Here is a 21157-nt window from a genome sequence, read left to right as displayed (position 1 = left end):
CTGATCGAGGAACCCACACCCTGGGCCTGGCACAACCGCCACGCCGTTCTGACAGCCATCGGGAAGCCCGCCTCAGCGGCCTCATCGGCCAGATAGCGGTACCCGAATTCCGGATCCTCGGCATGCGCGTCGATAAGCGCGTTGATCCGATACGCCTCTTGCACCTCGGAATCAGTGATGGGGTGGGCCAGCCACCTGTAGTAGGGCTGGCGAGCGATCTTGAGAACCCTGCACGTGACCGTCACGGGGATACCCGCGGCGGCGAGATCGGCCACGAGCGGGTACGTCATTTTGACTGGATCTGAGCCTGTCCGAAGTAGGCAGCGGCCCGGCGCATCACTTCCAGTTCCTGTTCCAGGACGCGGTTGCGGCGGCGGAGTTCACGCAGCTCGGTCTTCTCATCCGTGCTCGGTCCCGGGGTCCGGTCGGTGGGATTGCCGGCATCGAGATCGGCTTGGCGCAGCCATTTGCGGATGGTCGTGCAGGCCGAAGTCCTTCGCGACCTGGGCCAGTGTGGTGTGGGAGTCCCGGTTGCGAGCGACGTTGATCACGTCATCGCGGAACTCTTTGGGGTAGGGCTTGGGCATGTGACTATCCTTCCAGGCCCGCCACTGGCGAGCCAGATCAGTTGTCACCCCCTATTGCATCAGCCCCTACGTTCCCCAAGGCCGCTTGAACGTGCAGCATGCTGACTCTTGTGACACTCTGAGCCGAGCTCGGCACGGCGCGTTCGACTCGAACGATGCACGTTGTTGCCGGTCTGCCACCACGGGCGAGTACGCATCCGGTGTTCCGGAAGCCTCGCGACCTTTTCAAGGAGATCATGGATCAGCGCGCAGAGACCCAGCAAGACACGTTCACGCTCAGAGCCGGTTCCGCTGGGATCCGCCTCGGCCTGCGGAACCTCCTCAAGAACGGGCCCATTCTGCTTGCTGCTGTCGCCATCTGGGGCTTCCGCGCTCGCTGGAATGGTCACAGCTGGGCCGAGGTCTTCGAACGTGTCGGTTGGATCGTCGGTGGCGCACTCGCAGTTGCCATGCTCTACCTGTGGCTCTACGGGCGCTCGAGTGTGACCGTGACGAGCAGCGAACTCATCGTGAGGCGGTTCGGCAGGAAGCAGTCGATGCTTCGTGACGCTGTTGGCGAGATCATCGAAGGTGAGAGGGACTGGGGCACGGGCCGCGAGGCGGCGCCCGCGTTCTACTGGTTCATCACGGACAGGAGCGGCCGCCGATTCGTGGCGCTGCCTCAGACGCAATGGCCCGTGAGCGGCTTGGAGGATCTGGCACGCGCCCTCCAGGTCGCGCCTCGAAGGCCGCGGAACAGTGATGAGGAACGCCAGCTCGCGCCATGGTGGATGCGCCACATCTTCCTCGCGGCACTCGTGCTCGGGCTCGTGCTCACCGTCGTGGTGGGCCTCATCTGGTGGGGCGGTGCGGCTTGGCAGGACGCTCGCCGTGCAGCTGCCGAGCAATCGGCCGAACATTCCTACATTGCGACCATCGAACCTCAACTGACGAAGTCGCGGTATCCGAGCCTGCAGGAGATCGAGCACGACGTCGTGACCTCGCCGCTGCGAGTGTCCGGCTACGCGGAGGACCTCGATGACGTGATTCTGCGTCCTTCCGTCAGCCTCGTCGGAACCGAGAACGAGATTCCTGCCACCGAAACTCTTGAGCTTCTCGACCTCCAGTGCAGCTACTCAACACCAGAGGCGGCGGTTTCGGTGAGCACCGTGAACTACGCTTCCGCCGAGGAGGGCAGGTACGAGCGCACGGTTGAGTTCAAGTGCGGCATGGATCGCAGCCCACTGGAGACATGGCTCGCGTGGGCCGAAGAGAATTCTGTCGGCGCGAACGTGAGCGCTGTCAACGTGACCAGGGAGAGCTCGTATGACGGCGAACAGCTTCTCGATATCGGCATCCTGGTCGAGGACTATTCCGATGCGGACTTCCGCGCGATGGTGGATCATCTGTGCACATATCCTGAGGCCGACGCCCTTCGCATGAGGATCAACGAGGAGCTCGGGTCGCAGTCGGCGCCCATCAATTGCGGGCTCCCGGAGTACTCGCTCGGCGAATGGCAGAACTCTCGGGATCGCTGAGCCTCTGCCCTATCCACCCCGCCCATCCACGAGAGCGACTGCCGGTTTCGGGGATCGAGGTCACATGGTGCGGACAACATCCTGGGGCGGCAGTGGTCCCGGCTCGAGAAGAACCTCCCTCGACGCCTGTGGAGGTGGGCGATCCCGGTGAGAGCCACTGAACCGCCGCCCGACGGCCCGGTTGTGCCGGTGGCGGAAACCGGCTGCGGCTGGCTCGATACGATCGGAGTGTTCGCACCCAGCCTTTGACGGCGCTTCACCTCGGCGGGCTCCGCCTCCGCGCGCACGTCCGCTGGCTGACGAGCTACCTCGGCACCCAGCTGACGTTCGTATCGGTGGAGACCGCCGAGTAGGAACTCGACCGTCACCCGCAGACGGAGCGCGAGCGTGATCGTGCATGACTCCACGTGAGCCCCGTTCGCTCGGCTACCGCGTTGTCGGCGGTGACGTCGAGCGAACGGGCCTCACGTGGAGCGGAGTTGATCTCTTCGTTTTCACTGCTCTCCGGGCGGGGTGCCTCCGAGGTCGCCGGGCGCTCCTCCTTCGCCCGGGCCTCCTGCCATGCCGGAGCCTTCCTGTTGGGTGACGCTACCGGCGTAGTCGTTGCTCGGGTCGCGGTAGACGGTGTGGACGTGGCCCCAGCCGGAGGTGGTGACTCCGTCGACGTCGGCTCCGGCCGAGCCCTGCTGGGCCTGGAAGGCGATGTAGACATTCGGTCCGGAGATGGAGAAGTTGATGCCGTCGCCGCTGGACATGTCGTATGTGGTCTCGCCAGACCAGGCGATGACGGTGTCGTCGAGAGTGGCCTCGATCCCGGCCAGCTCGGTGGCGTTCGTCTCCTCGTCGGCCATCCCGGCCCAGTTTGCGATCAGTTTCAGGAGGAGCTCCTTCTGCTCGTCGGTGAGTTCGGCACCGGTCAGTCCGGAGCCGGTGGAGAAGTCACAGGTGTCGCCGGGCGCGCACATGCTGACGTCACCGGACGTGAGTGTGGCCTGCTGATCTTCGGTGAGGCTGTCGAAGAATGCGAATGCGTCGGTGTAGATTCCGTCGAACGGCTGCACCTCGTCACCGTCTTCGTTCGTGTAGACGGCCGGCTGGACGCCAAGGTGCGTCGGGGCGAAGGTGATGGTGTTCTCGGCACCGTTCAGGTCGGCGTTGATTCCGAGGTGGTGGCCGCCGAACTGGATCGACCAGGCGTTGGTGTCGGAGGGGCCGCCGAAGAAGGCGATGTAGTACTGGCCGAGCGAGTCCTCGGTGGTGTTGCTGTTCTCGAGCAGGTACTCGTCGCCCTCCATGATGCCCTCGACCGTCGCGTACGCCTCCTCGCTGAGCAGCCCTTGGAGTACCTCAAGGGCGGCGGCCTTCTGCTCGTCTGTCAGGTCGGCGAGGTTCAGCCCGGCGCGCTCGACGAAGGTCACGGGGAAGTTCGACCACGAGGTCGACTTCGTCTCGTCGTCGTAGTCGTAGGTCAGGGTCTCGATCTGCTCGTCGGACAGCGTGGCGATGAACGCCTCGGCTGCGGTCGTTGTGTCGGAGATCGTCGATGCCGCGGTCGTTGCGTCGCTGGTCGACGTCCCGCTGTCGCTGCTCGTGGAGTCCGTCGTTGATGTGGTCGCGGACTGGCTGGTCGTCTCGGTGGCGGAGGCGTCCGTGGAGCTCACGGAGCAGCCGGTGAGGACGAGTCCGCCGATCATGAGGACGGAAGCCGCCTGGATAGCGCCGCGGCGCAGGAGCCGGCGGACGGGGGCGGTTGCGGTGTCGGACGTGGTCAGTTGCATGGTGTTCTCCCTGGTGTCAGATGTTGATGGTGAATGTGTTCGTCGATGGTCTGAGGGGCGTCTGAGGCTCAGGAGCCCAGTCCCGCCGGTGCCTGACCGGTCGGGGGCTCGCCGCCGGGTCCTCCGCCGCCCGCGGGTGGGGCTCCACCGCCGGTCGGCTCGGTGGTGGTGTCGATGCGGACGTCCAGCGTGGCGTTGTATCCGGTATCGATGTCGCCGGTCATGGTCGCCATCTGGTGCTCTGCACTGTCCTCCCCGAAGACGTTGTCCGATGCGAGCGTGATCTGGGACAGATTCCGGGCCGAGCCGTCGTAGGCGGGGAGGTCGTAGACGCCGGTGAGGACGTTCTCCGGCAGCGCCATCTGCGACGTTGTGATCGCGTTCGTCGAATCGGTGATGGATTCCACGTCGGGGTAGACCTCGAAATGGATGTGGGTCCAGCGTCCCGTGTAGCAGCCGGGGATGATCGAGGTGAACGTCACGGTTCCGTCGGTGTCTGCGACCTGCACGCCGCGCAGCCAAGTCTCGTTCTCGACTCCCTCGGAGTACATCGAGTACCGGCCTTGGGCGTCGCAGTGCCAGGCGTACACCGCTGCGCCGGCGAAGGGGACGTTGCCGCCTGCCATGTCGATGACGGTGAAGGTGAATTCGAGAGGCACTCCGTCGACCGGATCGTCAGCCCTGAGGCTTGACCGGATGTCGCTGCGCACGATCTCCGACTGGATCAGGACGTCGGGGCCGTTCGAACCGTCCGCCGGATAGGGCCCGGCCGTCTCGTCGGGGATCTCCGCGCCCGAGGCGCTCGCACTGGACGCCGGTGAGGACGAGCTCGTTCCGCCAGCGCAGGCAGCCAGCGCAATCGAGCCGATGCCGACAAAGCCTGTCCCGAGGAGCACTCGGCGGCTCATCAGCGTGCGCAGGTCGAAGCTCGCGCCCTGGTCGACGATCTCCTCGTCGGGCCGATCGAGCAACCGGCCCTCGTATGCGGGCCCCTGTGCGGTGGGCGTGGGCTCCGGGATCCGGGTCGTCATGATCGTCTCCTTTCGTCGATGCATCAACCTTCTCGCCAGGGCGGGTCCCGGCGCGTCGCCCTGGCGCAGACACCGTGTACCGCATTCGCAGTAACGGGCGATGCCGCGGTGGGGTGACGCGGAATACCGCCGATCACCGTCAAAATGGAACGCATGAGCGAAGCACCCGCGTCGGCCCGCTCGGGGGACGGCACCGTTGAGAGAGAACCGGCGCGCACAGCAGCGCCGCGTAGCCGGTCATGGTGGATGGGCCACCTGGGCGACCTGATCGCCGCGGCGGTCGTCGTGCTCGGCGGCGGGCTGCTGGGCGGCGGGCTCCTCCCGGGCCCGGAGTTCCTCGGACCCGTCGACGGCCCGCCGGACTTCGGCCCCGACGGCTCGGGGCCGGGCGGGCCATCCGACACTGCGCTCGACTCTCCGCTGGCGACGCTGGCGCTGCTCGTCGTGCCGGCAGCGCTCATGTTCGTTCGTCGTCGGTGGCCGATCCCGGTGCTCGCCGTGGCCTTCACCGGATTCGTCCTCGCTGTCCTGTTTGGCCTGCCCTCGCTGGGACCGGGAATCGCGGCGGCCATAGCGACCTATGCCTTCGCTTTCCGTGCCCGGCGAAGCGTCGTGCTGGCGGTGACGGCCGCCGCCACGGCTCTGGTCGTCGTTCTGTCCTTCGCGACGACGGGTTGGGAGTCGACGGATTCTCGGGTGTTCCAGGTCGGAGCGGCGCTGGCCATCGCCGCGGCACTCGGCGACAGCGCCCGCTCTCGGCAGGAGTATCTCCGGCAGGCCGAGGTCCGCGCCGAGCGGGCTGAGCAGACTCGCGACGCCGAGGCCCGTCGGCGCGTCTCGGAGGAGCGCCTGCGGATCGCCCGGGACTTGCACGACACGGTGGCCCACCAGATCTCTGTGATCAACCTGCAGGCCGGAGCGGCGTCGGGCTATCTTGCACAGCAGCCCGAGCGCGCCCGAGAGGCATTGGCCACGATTCGCGAGGCGGCCCGGGGCGCACTGAGCGAGATCGGCGACCTGCTTCGGTTCCTGCGCGACGACGAGAGCGCGGACCCCGCGCCCGAGCGCCAGGGGATCGAGGGCATCGACGGCCTGCTCGACCGGATGCGCGCGTCCGGCCTGGAGATCGAGACCGAGATCCAGGGAGACCTCTCGCGGATCACCGGAACGACCGGACACGTCGTGTACCGCGTGGTCCAGGAGGGCCTGACGAACGCGCGCAAACACGGCGACGGGCACGAGGCGCGACTGTGCGTCACCGCGGGGCCGGCACGGCTGCGTATCGAGATCGACAACCCGGTGGCCGAGGACTCGGAACGGGCCCAAGGCGACGCCGCCGGTGCGGGCACGGGCCTCGGCCTTATCGGCCTGCGCGAACGCGTAGCCGCAGCCCACGGGACGGTTTCGACGAGCCGACCGGCAGGACGCCACCGACTGGACGTAGAATTGCCCCTGCCAAGGGAAGGGGGATCGGCGTGACATCCGTGCTCGTGGCCGACGATCAGACGTTGATCCGACAGGCCGTCGCAGGCATCCTCGATTCCCATCCCGACATCACGGTCGCCGGTCAGGCCGAGAACGGTTCCGAGGCCGTCTCGCTCGCCGAGCAGCTGCACCCGGACGTCGTCCTCATGGACATCCGCATGCCGGTTCTCGACGGCATCGAGGCGACCGCGCGCATCTGTTCCGACCCCGACCTGTCCGAGACGAAGGTCCTGATCCTCACCACCTTCGAAGAGGACGAGTACGTCGTCGCGGCGCTCCGGGCAGGTGCCAGCGGCTTCATCGGAAAAGGAGCGGAGCCCGAGGAGATCGCCCGCGCCATTCTCTCCGTGCACGCCGGAGAATCGCTCCTCTCGCCGGCGGCGACACGCGCGCTCATCCGCCGTTACGTGCTCGCCGACGCACAGACGGCATCCGTCAATTCTCAGGCGGCGGCGACACTGGCGAAGCTCACCGACCGCGAGGCCGAGGTGCTGCTGCTCGTGGCACGAGGACTGTCCAACGGCGAGATCGCCGAGAAGCTGTTCATCTCGCCGCACACCGCCAAGACTCACGTGAACCGCATCATGACCAAAGTCCATTCCCACGATCGCGCGCAACTGGTGATCCTGGCCTACGAAGGCGGCCTGCTCGCACCGGGAGAATAGTGCCCGGACTTCGAGGGTGTCGGCACGAACCCCGGTGCGAACAAGCGCCGCGAGCTCGAGGTCTCTGATCCTCTCTGACTGACCGCCGGCGACCCCGCACAGCACATCGCGGTCCTCACTGATCCGCAGCTCAGGCTGCGGCACGTCGTCCACGGCGGCACGGTCACGGACGTCGCAGCGCAGCAGCCCTGACTACGTCCCGCCACGCGATCCGCGCTTGCGCCGACGACGCCGACGGGTGCGGAGCCCGCGGACGGTGGCCTAGTCGTCGCGGGCCGAGCGCTCCGTCTCGTTCCGGATGATGCCGAGCCCCTCGCGGTACGTCGTCACGCGGAAGTCCGGGAACCGCGCCCGGAACTTCGTCGCGTCGAAGACGTTGTCGCTCGCGTAGCGGGGGAGGAGCTCGCGGATCTCGCGCGCCTCCGGCGAGACAATGCCAGCGGCGCTGAGCGCCCACTCGGGGAGCACGGTGTACTTCCCGTCCGTGCCGAACTCGGCGGCTGCCATGTCGACGAACTGCCTGTAGGTGGGGAGACTGTCGTCGACGGGCAGGTGCCAGGTCTGGCCGTAGGCATCGGGCGCATTGCCGAGGGCTGCGAGTCCTCGGCTGGCGTCGGGGGTCCAGATGAGACTGCGCCGCCGGTCGGCCCGCACGGGGACGAGGGGCCGCTTGCCTGCCTTCATCCGGTCGATGACGAGCGAGTTAGTGAAGCCCTGGGTGCGGCCAGGGCCGTAGAACTCCGGGGCCCGGGCGATGAGGACCGGGATGTCCCCGCGTTCCATCTCCGCGAGGACCATGTTTGCCATCTCGGCACGGACCCGCCCCTTGCGTCCGAAGGGCGCGAAGGCGGTGCCCTCGGTCTGGACGCGGTCGTCCTGGGGGTACATGTAGGTGTTGTCGAAGTACGCGAACCTCGATCCCGCGGCCCGGGCCGCGTCGAGGGCATTGCCCAGCATGGCGGGGAACTGCGCCTCCCACAGCTCGGTCTTCGGCGGCAGGCCGGCGGTGAAGTAAACGCTGTCGCTGCCGGCGATCGCTGCCCGGGTCTGCTCGGCGTCGGTCAGGTCGGCGCGGGCCAACGTATCGGTGTCGTTGACGGCGCGCGGATTGCGGCTGACGAGCCGCAGCTCGCCGGTTCTCGTGCGGCCGAGTTCGCGGGCGAGCTCGACGGCGATCTGGCCGCCTGCTCCCAGGATGGTCTGCGTCATGGTGATGGTCTCTCTTTCGTCGTGATCTCGCTTCGGTGCCCCAGGGCGGGGAGGTCATCGTGTCCTTCGTCAGGTGGCGGCGTCACCGCAGCAGCTCAATCGTCTGAGCGCCCTCGCGGACCACGGGAACCGACTGCTGCCGGCTGCGCAGCCAGGACGCGTAGCGCCGTCGATCTCGCACCAGGCGCAGTCCTTCTCTCGCGAGCGCAAACCGAGGACTCGTGGACGGTCGGGGAGCGCGACCGCTGGCGATACGGCGCAGCTGCGCGCGGACCCGGGCCATGCCCGCCGCCGAGGCGATGGCCTTGTCGGGGATCCTGATCGGCGCGGGGGTCACCGTCGCTTCGGCATCGGTGCGCCACGTGCGCGGCAGCTCGGGGTCGAGGGCGAGGGCAGTACCCATGCCGATGACGTCGATGCCCCCGGCGAGAACCTCCTCGGCGACGGGACGGCGGCGGATGCCGCCAGTGAGCATGAGCGGGACACGGCTGGTGGCGGCCAGGTCTTGGGCGAGCTCAAGGAAGTAGGCCTCGCGTGCCTGAGTGCGTGCATCGGCCGGGCGGCCGGTCATCGCAGGGCTCTCATAGCTGCCTCCGGACAGCTCGACGAGGTCCACGCCCAGCGGGGCGAGCATGTCGATGACCGCGCGGGCATCGTCGGCCTCGAAGCCGCCGCGCTGGAAGTCGGCGGAGTTGAGTTTCACGGCGACCGCGAAGTCGGGACGGACGGCGGCCCGGATCCGGCTGGTGATGGTCGTCAGGAGACGGGCTCTGCTCTCGAGGTCGCCGCCCCATGCGTCGGTGCGCTTGTTCGACAGCGGAGAGAGGAACTGGGACAGGAGGTAGCCGTGGGCGGCGTGGATCTCCACGCCGTCGAATCCGGCGTCCTCCGCGCGGCGCGCGGTCGTGACGAACCGGTCGATGGTCTCGGCGATCTGCTGGCCGGTCATCGCCACGGGCCGTGCGAACAGCCGCGAGGTGCGGCCGAGCTCCACGCCGATGGCCGACGGGGCCCAGGCCACACCCGGCAGGTCGGCGGTGACCTGGCGTCCGGGGTGACTGATCTGCATCCATACCTTCGCCCCGCCGCTGTGCGCGGCATCGGCCCACAGACGGAACGGCTCCAGCGGGGAGTGCTCGTCGAGGACGACGGCGGCCGGCCCGGTCACGGCGGCGTCGTGGACCATCACGTTGCCGGTGATCAGCAGGCCCGCGCCGCCGGCGCTCCAGGTCCGGTACAGCTCGCGCAGCTCGCGGCTGGGCAACTGGGCGGCCTGGGCCATGCTCTCCTCCATCGCGGCCTTGGCGAGCCGGTTCGGCAGGACGGCCCCGCCGGGGAGCTCCAGGGGCGAGAACAGCGTGGTGGCCATGACTTCCTCCGAGGGATGCGGTATGTTTGCAGTGCTTACATCACGATAGAAGAAGGAGTGAGCAGTGTCAACATCGACGAACTCCTACCACCACGGGGACCTGCGTGCCGCGCTGGTGGCCGCGGCGATCGAGATGCTCGAGGCAGGGGAGGCCTACTCGATGCGCGCGGTGGCCCGACGTGCCGGCGTCTCGCAGACCGCCCCGTACCGCCACTTCGCCGACCGCGACGCCCTGGACTCGGCCGTCGCGATCGAGGGCTTCCATGACCTGCGTGAGGCGATCGCCGAGGTCCTGGCCGACGCGCAGGAGCAGATGTCTCCGGTCGACCTCCTCTCCGAGCTCGGGGTGGCCTACGTGGACTTCGCGCTGCGCCGACCGGCGGTGTTCCGGCTGATGTTCGGCAATGAGTGCGACGAGGCCGACAGTGACCGTGTTCAGGCCTCGCAGGCTCTGCATGCCCTGCTGAACGATGTGCTCGACCGCCTGTTCCCGGGCCAGGCCTCTCCGGAGCTCGCCACAGCCCTGTGGAGCCTCGCCCACGGGCTCGCCTTCCTCCATCTCGATGGCAAGTACCGTCCTGAGCCGGCCGAGGAGGTCGCCGCACGGATCCGCGCATCTGTCGCGGCGATCCTCGCTTTGGATCGGGCGTGAACGGATCCGTGAAGAATTCAGTGCCGGAGGTGTTGACAGTGCTCACATGTGTCCGTAGCCTCATGTAAGCACCGCATACATCGAGGTGGAGGGGACCGCAGTGACATTGACACAGCAGGAGACCGTGGCCGTGGAGCTCGGCCAGAAGACCGTCGACGTGCCTGCCGGCGGCCTCTACGACCGCTACCGGATGGACACCGATCTCGACGCTGTCGCGCAGGATCCCCGGGTGCCGGGAATGGACTTCTTCCGCTCGCTGCCGAAGACACGGGTCGACTCGCCGATCGGGCCGACCTGGACACCGAACTTCTATTACGCCGCGTCCACGGCGCGCCTGGTCATGCTCGCTCCGACACGACGGCTGCGCGACCGGCTGCCTCGGGCGCTGTCGCCGCTGGAAGTCGGACCCGGGCTGGGGATCTTCTCGATCATGGTCTTCCGCTACGACGTCGCCGACATCGACTTCTACACCGAGGCAGCCACCGGGATCGCCGTGAAGCCGATCCGCCACGGCGGGCTCGGCGCGGTCGATCTCGCGGCCGCGCTGAAGAACGACCGCCTGCACTCCTATGTGTTGTCGCTGCCGGTGAACACGCAGATCGCACAGGTCCGCGGCCGCGACGGGTACGGCTTCCCGAAGTGGGTGACCCCGATCGATGTCGGCATCACCGCCGCGCGCGTCTCGTCCCGAGTCGCCAATGACACTGGCGGCATCGACCTGGAGCTGAGTGCCCCGACGCCGCCCCAGACGCAGCGCCGGCCGCTGGAGCGCGTGTCCTTCCTGACGTCGTACACGCAGATCGACGGGAACTGGCACTCGACGCTGAACCAGACCCATGCCCTGGCCTCGGGGAGGGCGCTCCCTCCCCGAGGGGCCCGTCTCCGCCTCGGCCAGGGACGCCTGTCCGAGGACATCCGCTCGGTCGCACCGAAGCGTATCCTGGCCTTGGACGTGACCACGAGCGCGCAGATGGCCCTGCACATGCCAGTGCCGATCAGTGCCGGCCCCCTCGACGCGACCGGCCGGGAGGCTCGCTCATGACCACCCTGATCGACACTCCGCGCCCGGAGCGCACCGGCCTGCCGCCGCGGCTCTCGCCTGCGTTCCTCACATCCCTGACGCGGCTGGCGACCCGCGGCCCCGATGCCGAGACAACCTCGGCGAGAGCCCCGTACAGCGGCGCATCACTGGCGGCGCTGCCGGTTGCGACTCCTGAGGCCGTCAGCACGGCGTTCGCCGATGCGCGCGCCGCCCAGCGCTCTTGGGCTGCGACGCCGATCGCCGAGCGGGCGCGGATCCTCCTGCGCTTCCACGACCTCGTGCTGGAGCGGCAGGACGAGGTCCTCGATCTCATGCAGGCCGAGAACGGCAAGAGCCGCCGGGACGCATTCCTCGAGGTCGCCGATATCGCCATCACCGCCCGCTACTACGCGCGCAGCGCCGCCCGACAGCTGCGGCCCCGGCGCAGGCGCGGTGCGATCCCGGTGCTGACCCGCACCACCGAGCTGCACCACCCCAAGGGTGTCGTCGCCGTCATCTCGCCCTGGAACTACCCGCTGAGCATGGCCGCCGGCGATGCGATCCCTGCGCTGCTGGCCGGCAACGCCGTCGTGCAGAAGCCCGACACCCAGACCGCGCTGTCAGCCCTGTGGGCGCTGCGGCTCATGCGCGAGGCCGGACTTCCGGCCGATGCATGGCAGATGGTCGTCGGCTCAGGGCGGCAGATCGGCGACACCCTGCTCGGCGAGGCGGACTACGTGATGTTCACCGGTTCGACGGCTTCGGGACGGAAGATCGCCGCGCAGGCCGGTGAGCGCCTCATCGGCGCATCGCTGGAGCTGGGCGGGAAGAACCCGATGATCGTGCTCGAGGACGCTGACATGGACAAGACCGTCGACGGCGCGATCGCCGCCAGCTTCGCCTCAGCCGGCCAGCTGTGCGTGTCAACCGAGCGGATCTACGTGCCCGAGGCCCGCTTCGACGAGTTCGTGTCCCGTTTCGCCGCGAAGACCCGGGACCTCGTGCTCGGCACCGCCTTCGACTACAGTGTCGACGTCGGCAGCCTCACGAACCGCAAGCAGCTGGGCACCGTTACCGCGCATGTCCAGGACGCCGTCGCCAAGGGCGCGACGGTGCACGCAGGCGGACGGGCGCGCCCGGACGTCGGGCCGCTGTTCCACGAGCCCACTGTCCTCACCGGCGTCACCGAGGACATGGCCGTCCACTCCCATGAGACCTTCGGGCCTGTCGTAGCGATCTACCCGTACCACGACGTCGACGAGGCGATCCGCCTGGCCAACGACACGCCCTACGGCCTCAACGCCAGCGTCTGGGGCCACCGCAACGCGCGCGAGGTCGCCGCCCGCGTCCACGCGGGCACGGTCAACATCAACGACGGCTTCACGGCCGCCTGGGGCAGCATCGACGCCCCGATGGGAGGGAGGGGCGATTCCGGCCTCGGTCGCCGTCACGGCGAGCACGGCATCCTCAAGTACACCGAGCCGCAGACCATCGCTGAGCAGCGCGTGCGCGGCCTCACGCTGCCGCGCAGCGCCGCTGCTGGCACCTGGGCGCGCGGCATGACACGAGCGCTGCGGGTCCTCCGCGCGACCGGCTCCCGATGATCAGCCCACCCAGCTCGTCGAGACGCTCCGATTCTGTCCTGAGCGCCGACGCGACCGGCCGCGACCGCGGACGGATCACCCCGAAGGAAGGAATGAAGCCATGACCGCCAACCCGCACGGCATCGCCCTCGAACCCGCCGCCCAGGCCTTCGTCGAGGCCACCTCCGAGCCGCCGTTTCTCTTCCAGCTGCCTCCCGAGGAGGGCCGCAAGGCCGTCGATGAGGTCCAGGACGAGGAGATCTTCAAGCCCGAGGTCGACGAGGAGTGGATCACCGTTCAAGGTGGCCCCACCGGCGAGGTCCCCACGCGCATCGTCCGCCCCAAGGGAGCGACCGGCACCCTGCCCGTCGTGCTCTACACGCACGGCGCGGGCTGGGTCTTCGGCGACGCGCACACGCACGACCGCCTCGTGCGCGACCTCGCCGTCGGCACCGGCGCGGCCGTCGTCTTCCCCGAGTACGTGCGCGCCCCCGAGGCGAAGTACCCCTCGCAGAACGAGCAGTCCTACGCCGTAGCGCAGTGGATCGTCCAGCACGGCGCGGAGAAGGGCCTGGACCCTGAGCGCGTCGTCATCTCCGGCGACTCGGTCGGCGGGAACATGGCGATCGCGCTGACCCTCATGGGCCACGAGCGCGGCGACGTGTCCTTCCGCGGCGCGGCGCTGTTCTACCCGGTGACGAATGCCGCGTTCGACACCGGGTCCTATGAGCAGTTCGCCGAGGGCTACTTCCTCGCCCGCGACGGGATGAAGTGGTTCTGGGACCAGTACACGACCGACGAGTCCCAGCGCGCCGAGATCACCGCCTCCCCGCTGCGGGCCGCTGAGGAGCAGCTGGCCTTCTTCCCGCCGACGCTGATCATCACAGCCGAGGCCGACGTGCTGCGCGACGAGGGTGAGGCCTTCGCCGCGAAGCTCCGCCGCGCTGGCGTCGAGGTCACCCAGGTCCGCTACGGCGGCATCATCCACGACTTCGTCATGGTCAACTCGATGCACGACACGCCCCAGTCCAAGGCCGCCGTCGCCCAGGCCGTCGCCCACCTCAAGCGCCTCCTCGAGGCCTGACCGACCCGACCACCACCAGCGAAGAGAGACCTCCATGGCCAAGCGGATCCTCCACGTCGTCACCAACGTCGGCCACTACGACGACCCGTCCCATCCCACGGGGCTGTGGCTGTCCGAGCTCGCGCACGCCTGGAAGGCCTTCGAGGACCGCGGCTTCGAGCAGGCGATCGTCAGTCCGCAGGGCGGGCGGTCGCCGCTGGAGCCGCGGTCCCTGAAGTTCCCCACCTACGACAAGGTCGCCAAGGCCTGGCACCGCGACCCCGAGCGGATGGCGCTGCTGGAGACCACCCTCAGCCCCGACCGGGTCGACGCTTCCGATTACGACGCGATCTACTTCACCGGCGGCCACGCCGTCATGTACGACTTCCCCGACAGCGAAGGCCTGCAGCGCATCACTCGTGAGATGTGGGAGCAGGGCAAGATCGTGTCCTCTGTCTGCCACGGATACTGTGGCCTGCTCAACACCACGCTCTCCGACGGCTCGCTGCTCGTCGCGGGCAGGCGCGTCACCGGCTTCGCATGGCAGGAGGAAGTCCTCGCCCGCGTCGACAAGCTCGTGCCGTACAACGCCGAGGACGAGATGAAGAAGCGCGGAGCGCGCTATGAGAAGGCCAAGCTCCCGTTCGTCTCCTACGCCGTCACCGACGGACACCTCATCACGGGCCAGAATCCGGGATCAGCCAAGGAGACCGCCGAGAAGGTCGCGGCACTGCTGTAGAAGCACTGTCGGCAATCAGCAATCCGGTATGGGCGGCGTTGCCGCGGAAATCTCCATTCCGCCGAGTTCGGGCACCAACCAACCTCTGGGTTCCCGGCCAGAGCCGTCCGTGCGCGCAGCGTCGCAATCGCGTTGACGGTCGTGCAGCCGCGCCACTCCAATGCCGTCCCTGGTGAGCGGCTCCGGAAATCGACGGGCCATCCGCCATCGTGCTGACGGCACCGTACTGACTCACGGACGGCACGCCGATCGCCTCCCGCAGAGCGACCCTCGGGGATCTGATCGCGCCGTCGATCAGACCAGGCTGCCGATAAGCCCGTGAATCCGGGCCTCGATCTCGTCGCGGATGATGCGCACTGCATCGAGTCCCTGCCCCGCAGGGTCGTCGAGCTGCCAGTCCTCATAGCGCTTGCCGGGAAAGATCGGGCACGCATCACCGCAGCCCATCGTGATGACCACGTCCGCCTCCCTCACCGCATCGCTGCTCAGCAGCGTGGGCTGTTCGCCCGTGATGTCGATGCCGACCTCGGCCATCGCCTCGACCACGGCAGGGTTGAGCCGGTCTGCCGGCTCGGAACCGGCTGAGCGGACCTCGACCCGGCCTGCCCCGTGATGGGCGAGGAAGGCGGCGGCCATCTGCGAGCGTCCGGCATTGTGAACGCAGACGAACAGGACCATCGGGGTGGTGCGAGCGGTCATGACTCCTCGGCTTCCGTGTGGTGGGGGTCGGTGTGGAACCAGGTGCGGGCGGCCCAGAGGGAGACGTAGACGAGGCCCACGAGCACCGGCACCTCGATGAGCGGCCCGACGACGCCTGCCAGTGCCTGTCCGCTGGTGGCGCCGAAGGTGCCGATGGCAACGGCGATGGCGAGTTCGAAGTTGTTGCCCGCCGCGGTGAAGGCCAGGGCGGTCGATCTGGGATAGCCGAGGCCGAGGCTCCTGCCGAGGAGGAGGCCCGCGAACCACATGAGTCCGAAGTAGGCGAGCAGGGGCAGGGCGATGCGGGCGACGTCGAGCGGACTGGAGGTGATCGCCTCGCCCTGGAGGGCGAACAGGAGCACGATCGTGAACAGGAGGCCGTAGAGCGCCCACGGACCCACCCGGGGGAGGAACGCCTCCTCGTACCACGTCCGCCCCCGGCGCTTCTCCCCGATCCAGCGGGAGGCGAATCCGGCGAGCAGCGGCACACCGAGGAACACGAGCACGTTGAGTGCGATCTGCCCGACCGACACGTCCAGGCCCTGGGTGTCGAGTCCGAGCCAGCCCGGGAGCACGGTGAGGTAGAACCAGCCGAGGACGGCGAACATCGCGACCTGGAAGACGGAGTTGATCGCCACGAGCACCGCGGTGGCTTCTCGGTCCCCGCAGGCGAGGTCGTTCCAGATCACGACCATCGCGATGCAGCGTGCGAGGCCGACGATGATGAGCCCGGTCCGGTACTCGGGCAGATCGGGCAGGAACGTCCAGGCCAGGACGAACATGACCGCGGGCCCGAGGAGCCAGTTCAGCACCAGGGAGGACACGAGCAGGCGCGTGTCCCCGGTGACGGCGGCGATCCTGTCATAGCGGATCTTCGCGAGGACTGGGTACATCATGACGAGCAGGCCCAGGCCGATCGGCACCGAGACCCCGGCGACCTCCAGGTGTGCGAGCAGCTCGGCGATGCCCGGGACGAAGCGGCCCAGGAGGAGGCCGGCGATCATGGCCAGGCCGATCCAGGCGGGCAGCCATCGGTCCAGCGTCGACAGGCGCCGTGTCGCGGCGGCGGGTGCGGCCTGTGTGCTCATGGTGTTCTGGGATGCGGGCATCAGCGCGCTCGGCCTCCTTGTCGGCAGGGATGCGGATCAGCGAACGGGCTTCACCGCGCGGATGATCGCGGCGTGCATACCGCCGACGACTTCGTGGGTGAACTCCACGCTCGCATCCGCGAACCCCGCAGCGGCCAGCCCGTCCAGGTATTCGGTCCGTGACAGCGCTCCGGCGATGCAGCCGACGTAGGAGCCCCGCTCCGCCCGCTGCTCGGGGCCGAGGAGATCCTCGGCGACCACATCGGATATCCCGATCCGCCCGCCCGGAGTCAGGACGCGGAACATCTCGGCGAGCACCGCGGGCTTGTCGGTGGAGAGGTTGATGACGCAGTTCGAGATCACCACGTCGACCGATTCGTCGGGCAGCGGCACGTCCTCGATGGCGCCCCTGAGGAACTCCACGTTCTCTGCGCCCGCGCTGGCCCTGTTCGCCTCGGCGAGCTCGAGCATCTCCTCGGTCATGTCCACCCCGTAGGCGAACCCGGTCGGCCCGACCCGCTCAGCGGAGAGGAGCACGTCGATGCCCCCTCCGGAGCCGAGATCGAGCACCCGATCGCCCTCGTGCAGCTCCGCGACCGCGGTCGGGTTTCCGCAGCCGAGGCTCGCTTCGACCGCATCGAGGGGAAGCCCTGCTGTCGCCGCCTCGTCGTACAGGCCCGCCCCGAAGGCGCGCTCCGCCGTCGCCCCGCGCGCGCTCTCCCCGGAGGCTCCCGCCGCCCCGGCTCCTGAGGGCGAGGTGCAGCAGTAGGAAGGCGGTGTCTCCTCGGCCAGCAGATCGGCGTTGCGGGTGCCGCCGGCGACCGCAGCGGCGGCCTGTGCGTAGCGGAGGCGGACCTGCTCGCGCAGTTCGGTGTTCTGGCTCATCCCGTGCTCCATTCATCGGCGTGCTCCCGGATCACTTATCGATGATCGTCAATGCATCGACAGATGTCAATGTGTTGCGTAGGATCGGGGCATGACGGCTCCGCTCACGCTCACATCAGCCCCCGATGCGGCGGGGGGCTGCTGTGCCTCGGTGACCGGGGGCGTCCTCGCGGTCGAGGATGCCGCGCGGCTGGCGCGGATGTTCAAGGCCCTCGCCGATCCGGCCCGTGTGCGGCTGCTGTCGATGATCGCCGCACGGTCCGATGGAGAGGCCTGCGTGTGCGATCTCACCGAGCCGGTCGGGCTCGCGCAGCCTACGGTGTCGCACCACATGAGGCAGCTCGTCGATGCGGGGCTGGTCACGCGCGAGCAGAGGGGGAGATGGGCATACTACGCACTCGTTCCCGAGGCGATGTCGATGCTCAGCGGAGCGCTGGCCCCGAGCGAGGTGCCGGAGCAGTCGCCTCCCCGCCAGTGCTGATCCCGCGCGGACCGGCAGCCGGTCGAGGCCCCGCGATGCCGCCTCGGTGCGCTCAACCCGTCTGCCCCTCGCGCTGTGCGCGCCTGCGGGCATAGGCGCGAGCCGCACGCACCCTGTCTCCGCAGCGGGTCGAGCACCACTGCCTGCGCGCGTGCGTGCGCAGGCAGAACCACAGGCACCCCTCGGCTCCGCACGAGGCGAGCATCGAGGCCTCCCTGCCCGTGAGCAGTGCGGCGGCGTCCTCCGCGAGGAGTGCCATGGCGTGCTCGACGGCCTGGGTCACCGGATGATCGGCGCTCCGGGTGAATCCCGCGGGCGGGTCGAATCGCAGCAGCAGTGCGCCCGGTGCGCTCGTCAGTGCGCGGTTGAGCCCCTCCACGGCCTCGGGTGAGGGGGTGCTCCCGCCGGTGTGTGCGATGAAGAGCTCCCGCAGGTCCTCACGCAGTGCGATGATCCGCTTCCGGCAGTACTCGCGGATCACGATGTCCGGGCCGATCAGATCGCGGGCGAGCAGCCAGGCCCTCGCGGCCTCAGGGGAGTCCAGATCGTCGTGCAGGCCCCTGGCCGATGCGCTCACGCTGTTGACCAGGGCCAGGCTCTGATGCTCCGCGGCGCCCGGCGCGATCGCATGCGCATTCTCCTTCATGCCTCTCATGGTATCCATCGCCTTCTCCCGTGAGCTGTCTGTTAGTGTTCAATCACGGCAAACGGTGGAGTTTTCCGTGAGGGCTGCGTTGCTGCGCTCGCTGTCCCGAAGGCCGCCGCCACGCCGATGGAAACGCCGCCAGCCCCGACGAAACGGATAGCACCATGACCGCACCACGCCGAGCGCTGATCGTCATCGACGCCCAGCAGGAGTACTTCAACGGCCTTCTCCCGATCCAGCACCCCGACCGGAACGAGTCGATCGCCCGCATCCGGGCCGCGATCGACGCTGCCGAGCAGTCCGGCACTCCGATCGTGCTCGTCCAGCACGAGCTCCCTGAGGAGGCGCCGGTCTTCGCAGCACATTCCGCGACCTGGCAGAACCACCCCGAGATCGCCGCCTGCGAGGAGCGGGCGTCCAAGCGCATCCGCAAGCAGTTCTCCAGCGTCTTCGCGGACACGGATCTCGAAGCGTGGCTGCGTGAACAGGGCGTCGACACGATCACCATCGTCGGATACATGACCAACAACTGCGTGCTCGCCTCCGCGGCCGCCGCCGAGCCCCTCGGCTTCTCCGTCGAGATCCTCTCCGATGCCACAGGGACGATCGACCTCGTCAACGATGCCGGAAGCGCGTCCGCCCGGCAGGTCTACGACACCCTCATGGCGCTCCTCCACTCGAACTGGGCAGCTGTCGCCGACACCGATGCCTGGCTGGCAGCGCTGGGCGCGGGCGAGGCGCTGGCCGGGGGTGATCTGGTCACTTCGGCCGCGCGGGGGCGCGAGGGCCGCTGACGGAGCCTCGGACGAGGCGCTCCGCGAGCGGGCAGCGGACGTGCGCGGAGGGCGACCCCGCCTCGTGCCCGCGCATCTGAACAGGAACAGCGAAACCAGCAGAGGATGAGCAATGCACTCCCACAGCGATCACAATGACGAAGCGAAGTACATGGCGGACATCAAGGAGGCCGCGCCGGAGATGGTCTCGGCCTTCTTCGGGTTCGACAAGGCCGTGTTCGGCAAGACCGCCAATCTCGACCTGGCGACCCGGGAGCTCATCGCGGTCGGCGTGGCGGTGACCACTCAGTGCCCCTTCTGCATTGAGGACCATGCCGAACGTGCCGTCAAGGCCGGGGCCTCCAGGGCTGATGTCGCCGAGGCGGTCATGGTCGCCGCCGCCCTGCGCGCCGGCGGCGGCGTGACCCACGGCTGGAAGGCGATGAAGCGCATCGCTGAGAGCGAGTGAGCACCGGTTCATGAGCACCGGACCACCGGAATCCGGTGGTGGAGCGGGGCTGAACCCCGGCTGATCTGAGCGCTGATCGCCAGGAGCCTGCTCCGCCGCCGGTACCGCGGCATGAGGAACCGCTGCGCTGCTGCGAGGCCGCGCCCCGCACGGGTCACTACACTGGCTGGCAGGACGAGCGAGAGGCTGAGGCGATGAGCGAGGATGCGACACCGCAGGAGGCATGGCAGGCCGTCGACGAATATCTGATGGACCGTCTCGTGGCCGAGGACGAGGCGCTGGCGACCGCACGGGAGTCCAGCGCGCGCACGACCCTGCCGCACATCGAGGTCGCGCCCAACCAGGGAGCGCTCCTCGGGCTGCTCGCACAGGCCGCTGGAGCCCGCCGCGTGCTCGAGTTCGGAACCCTCGCCGGCTATTCGGCGATCTGGTTCGCCCGCGCTGTGGGGGAGAGCGGCCGCGTGGTCACCCTCGAGCTGGAGGAGCAGAATGCCGAGGTCGCCCGCGAGAACCTCGCCCGCGCCGGGGTGGCCGAGCGGGTGGAGGTGCTCGCCGGCCCCGCCGCGCGCACTGCTGCAGAGCTGATCGCGGCAGACACCGAGCCCTTCGACCTCGTCTTCATCGATGCGGACAAGCCGAGCAATCCCGAGTACCTGGCCGCAGCGCTGAGCCTCACTCGGTCCGGATCCCTCATCGTCATCGACAACGTGGTGCGCGGCGGGCACGTCGTGGACGAAGACAGCGACGATCCGCGGATCCACGGCGTGCGGAGGGTGATCGAGGACATCTCAGCCAACCCGGAGCTCGATGCGACGGCTCTGCAGACGGTCGGCGTCAAGGGCTGGGACGGACTCCTCGTGGCCCGCAGACGCTGAGCGGACTCTCCTGTCGAGCGCGCGGAACAGCGCCTCCCGCATCGCCGCCCCTGTTCGGCCTCGCCCTACTCGGCCTCGGGCCGCCTGCGCTGCTGCTTCGTCACCGAGCGGCGGCGCTTGCCCTCGATCCGCCGGCGCCGCGATCCCCGCGTCGGCCGGGTGGGCCGGCGCTCGACCGCTGGCACGAGCGCCTCACGGAGCAGGTTCGCGAGCCGTTCCCGTGCGGCTGCGCGATTGCGACGCTGAGACCGATGCTCCTCCGCGCTCACCGTCAGCACCGTGCCCGTGAGCCGTCCCGACAGCCGCTGCAGTACCCTCACGCGCTGCACCTCCGTGAACACGGAGGCGGTGGCCAGATCCAGGCTGAGCTGCACCCGGGAATCGGCCGTGTTCACTCCCTGACCGCCGGGGCCGGAGGCATGTGAGAACTGCTCGCGCAGCTCCCTCGCGGGTACGACGAGACCGCGGGGCGCGCCGGGGCCGGGAGGGATTCGCAGATCGTGCACCTCACGAGTGTGCCTCACCGGGAGTCTCCGTGCCGG

The 21157-nt window shown here is 68.7% G+C and carries 22 protein-coding genes and 1 pseudogene; 12 read left to right on the top strand and 11 right to left on the bottom strand.

Features of this window, described 5'->3' with window-relative positions; translation table 11 throughout:
- Nucleotides 1-290 (bottom strand): annotated as a pseudogene (locus tag K318_RS0107310) (IS3 family transposase); the annotation flags it as partial.
- 108 nt (nt 291-398) lie between these two features.
- Nucleotides 399-587, bottom strand: coding sequence for a hypothetical protein (locus tag K318_RS24640; RefSeq protein ID WP_156913841.1), 189 nt, complete (start codon nt 585-587; stop codon nt 399-401).
- Nucleotides 588-823: 236 nt separating this feature from the next.
- Between K318_RS24640 and K318_RS0107305 the strand changes: the two genes are divergently transcribed.
- Nucleotides 824-2104, top strand: a complete 1281-nt coding sequence (locus tag K318_RS0107305) for a hypothetical protein (RefSeq protein ID WP_029089005.1) — start codon at nt 824-826, stop codon at nt 2102-2104.
- A gap of 494 nt (nt 2105-2598) precedes the next feature.
- Here the strand turns inward: K318_RS0107305 and K318_RS20125 are convergent, their stop codons facing one another.
- Together K318_RS20125 and K318_RS0107290 are read right to left on the bottom strand one after the other, a co-directional pair.
- Nucleotides 2599-3882: a DUF3500 domain-containing protein gene (locus tag K318_RS20125; RefSeq protein ID WP_084499817.1), complete on the bottom strand. Its 1284-nt coding sequence runs from the start codon at nt 3880-3882 to the stop codon at nt 2599-2601.
- A gap of 68 nt (nt 3883-3950) precedes the next feature.
- A complete protein-coding gene (locus tag K318_RS0107290) occupies nt 3951-4913 on the bottom strand; it encodes an intradiol ring-cleavage dioxygenase (RefSeq protein ID WP_035280791.1) in 963 nt (320 codons plus the stop codon).
- A 153-nt stretch (nt 4914-5066) separates the two neighbouring features.
- On the opposite strand from K318_RS0107290, the gene K318_RS20120 reads away from it, so the two are divergent.
- Nucleotides 5067-6392, top strand: a complete 1326-nt coding sequence (locus tag K318_RS20120; RefSeq protein WP_156913839.1) for a sensor histidine kinase — start codon at nt 5067-5069, stop codon at nt 6390-6392.
- Nucleotides 6389-7063 carry a response regulator transcription factor gene (locus K318_RS0107280; RefSeq protein WP_029089003.1) on the top strand — a complete coding sequence of 225 codons (675 nt, stop codon included), beginning with the start codon at nt 6389-6391 and terminating at the stop codon, nt 7061-7063. The genes K318_RS20120 and K318_RS0107280 overlap by 4 nt, the downstream gene beginning before the upstream one ends.
- Before the next feature lie 261 nt (nt 7064-7324).
- Here K318_RS0107280 and K318_RS0107275 read toward each other — a convergent pair whose 3' ends face one another.
- Nucleotides 7325-8272 carry an NAD-dependent epimerase/dehydratase family protein gene (locus K318_RS0107275; RefSeq protein WP_035280789.1) on the bottom strand — a complete coding sequence of 316 codons (948 nt, stop codon included), beginning with the start codon at nt 8270-8272 and terminating at the stop codon, nt 7325-7327.
- A gap of 82 nt (nt 8273-8354) precedes the next feature.
- Nucleotides 8355-9641, bottom strand: a complete 1287-nt coding sequence (locus K318_RS20115) for an NADH:flavin oxidoreductase/NADH oxidase family protein (RefSeq protein ID WP_051297648.1) — start codon at nt 9639-9641, stop codon at nt 8355-8357.
- A gap of 64 nt (nt 9642-9705) precedes the next feature.
- Between K318_RS20115 and K318_RS0107265 the strand changes: the two genes are divergently transcribed.
- From K318_RS0107265 to K318_RS0107245, 5 genes are all read left to right on the top strand, one after another.
- Entirely contained in the window at nt 9706-10293 is a 588-nt protein-coding gene (locus tag K318_RS0107265; RefSeq protein ID WP_029089001.1) for a TetR/AcrR family transcriptional regulator, read from the top strand.
- A 100-nt stretch (nt 10294-10393) separates the two neighbouring features.
- A complete protein-coding gene (locus K318_RS20110) occupies nt 10394-11335 on the top strand; it encodes an acetoacetate decarboxylase family protein (protein ID WP_051297647.1) in 942 nt (313 codons plus the stop codon).
- Nucleotides 11332-12918 (top strand): succinic semialdehyde dehydrogenase, encoded by a 1587-nt coding sequence (locus K318_RS0107255; protein WP_029089000.1) that lies wholly within the window; start codon nt 11332-11334, stop codon nt 12916-12918. The genes K318_RS20110 and K318_RS0107255 overlap by 4 nt, the downstream gene beginning before the upstream one ends.
- Before the next feature lie 100 nt (nt 12919-13018).
- The gene (locus K318_RS0107250; RefSeq protein WP_029088999.1) at nt 13019-13981 is read left to right on the top strand and encodes an alpha/beta hydrolase; all 963 of its coding nucleotides are present in this window, start codon (nt 13019-13021) and stop codon (nt 13979-13981) included.
- Nucleotides 13982-14015: 34 nt separating this feature from the next.
- A complete protein-coding gene (locus tag K318_RS0107245; RefSeq protein WP_029088998.1) occupies nt 14016-14699 on the top strand; it encodes a type 1 glutamine amidotransferase domain-containing protein in 684 nt (227 codons plus the stop codon).
- 294 nt (nt 14700-14993) lie between these two features.
- On the opposite strand, the gene K318_RS0107240 is transcribed toward K318_RS0107245, so the two are convergent.
- From K318_RS0107240 to arsM, 3 genes are read right to left on the bottom strand one after another with little or no spacing between them, the layout of a single operon-like run.
- Nucleotides 14994-15398 carry an arsenate reductase ArsC gene (locus K318_RS0107240; RefSeq protein ID WP_029088997.1) on the bottom strand — a complete coding sequence of 135 codons (405 nt, stop codon included), beginning with the start codon at nt 15396-15398 and terminating at the stop codon, nt 14994-14996.
- Nucleotides 15395-16507, bottom strand: coding sequence for an ACR3 family arsenite efflux transporter (gene arsB / locus K318_RS0107235; protein WP_245579795.1), 1113 nt, complete (start codon nt 16505-16507; stop codon nt 15395-15397). Before arsB ends, K318_RS0107240 begins: the two co-directional genes overlap by 4 nt.
- A 36-nt stretch (nt 16508-16543) precedes the next feature.
- The gene (gene arsM / locus K318_RS0107230; protein ID WP_029088995.1) at nt 16544-17371 is read right to left on the bottom strand and encodes an arsenite methyltransferase; all 828 of its coding nucleotides are present in this window, start codon (nt 17369-17371) and stop codon (nt 16544-16546) included.
- A 91-nt stretch (nt 17372-17462) separates the two neighbouring features.
- Here arsM and K318_RS20105 point away from each other — a divergent pair, with 91 nt between their 5' ends.
- Complete coding sequence (locus K318_RS20105; RefSeq protein ID WP_051297646.1) at nt 17463-17852, top strand: ArsR/SmtB family transcription factor; 390 nt, start codon at nt 17463-17465, stop codon at nt 17850-17852.
- 52 nt (nt 17853-17904) lie between these two features.
- On the opposite strand, the gene K318_RS0107220 is transcribed toward K318_RS20105, so the two are convergent.
- Nucleotides 17905-18498: a CGNR zinc finger domain-containing protein gene (locus tag K318_RS0107220; RefSeq protein WP_029088994.1), complete on the bottom strand. Its 594-nt coding sequence runs from the start codon at nt 18496-18498 to the stop codon at nt 17905-17907.
- A gap of 164 nt (nt 18499-18662) precedes the next feature.
- Here K318_RS0107220 and K318_RS0107215 point away from each other — a divergent pair, with 164 nt between their 5' ends.
- From K318_RS0107215 to K318_RS0107205, 3 genes are all read left to right on the top strand, one after another.
- Nucleotides 18663-19292 (top strand): isochorismatase family protein, encoded by a 630-nt coding sequence (locus K318_RS0107215; RefSeq protein WP_029088993.1) that lies wholly within the window; start codon nt 18663-18665, stop codon nt 19290-19292.
- A 112-nt stretch (nt 19293-19404) separates the two neighbouring features.
- The gene (locus K318_RS0107210) at nt 19405-19740 is read left to right on the top strand and encodes a carboxymuconolactone decarboxylase family protein (RefSeq protein WP_029088992.1); all 336 of its coding nucleotides are present in this window, start codon (nt 19405-19407) and stop codon (nt 19738-19740) included.
- 194 nt (nt 19741-19934) lie between these two features.
- Nucleotides 19935-20615, top strand: coding sequence for an O-methyltransferase (locus K318_RS0107205; RefSeq protein ID WP_029088991.1), 681 nt, complete (start codon nt 19935-19937; stop codon nt 20613-20615).
- Nucleotides 20616-20680: 65 nt separating this feature from the next.
- Here K318_RS0107205 and arfB read toward each other — a convergent pair whose 3' ends face one another.
- Nucleotides 20681-21121, bottom strand: a complete 441-nt coding sequence (gene arfB / locus K318_RS0107200) for an alternative ribosome rescue aminoacyl-tRNA hydrolase ArfB (protein ID WP_029088990.1) — start codon at nt 21119-21121, stop codon at nt 20681-20683.
- Nucleotides 21122-21157 lie beyond the last annotated feature (36 nt).

Source organism: Brevibacterium album DSM 18261, assembly GCF_000426445.1.
Classification (GTDB): domain Bacteria; phylum Actinomycetota; class Actinomycetes; order Actinomycetales; family Brevibacteriaceae; genus Brevibacterium; species Brevibacterium album.
This window is presented reverse-complemented; position numbering and strand designations above follow the sequence as displayed.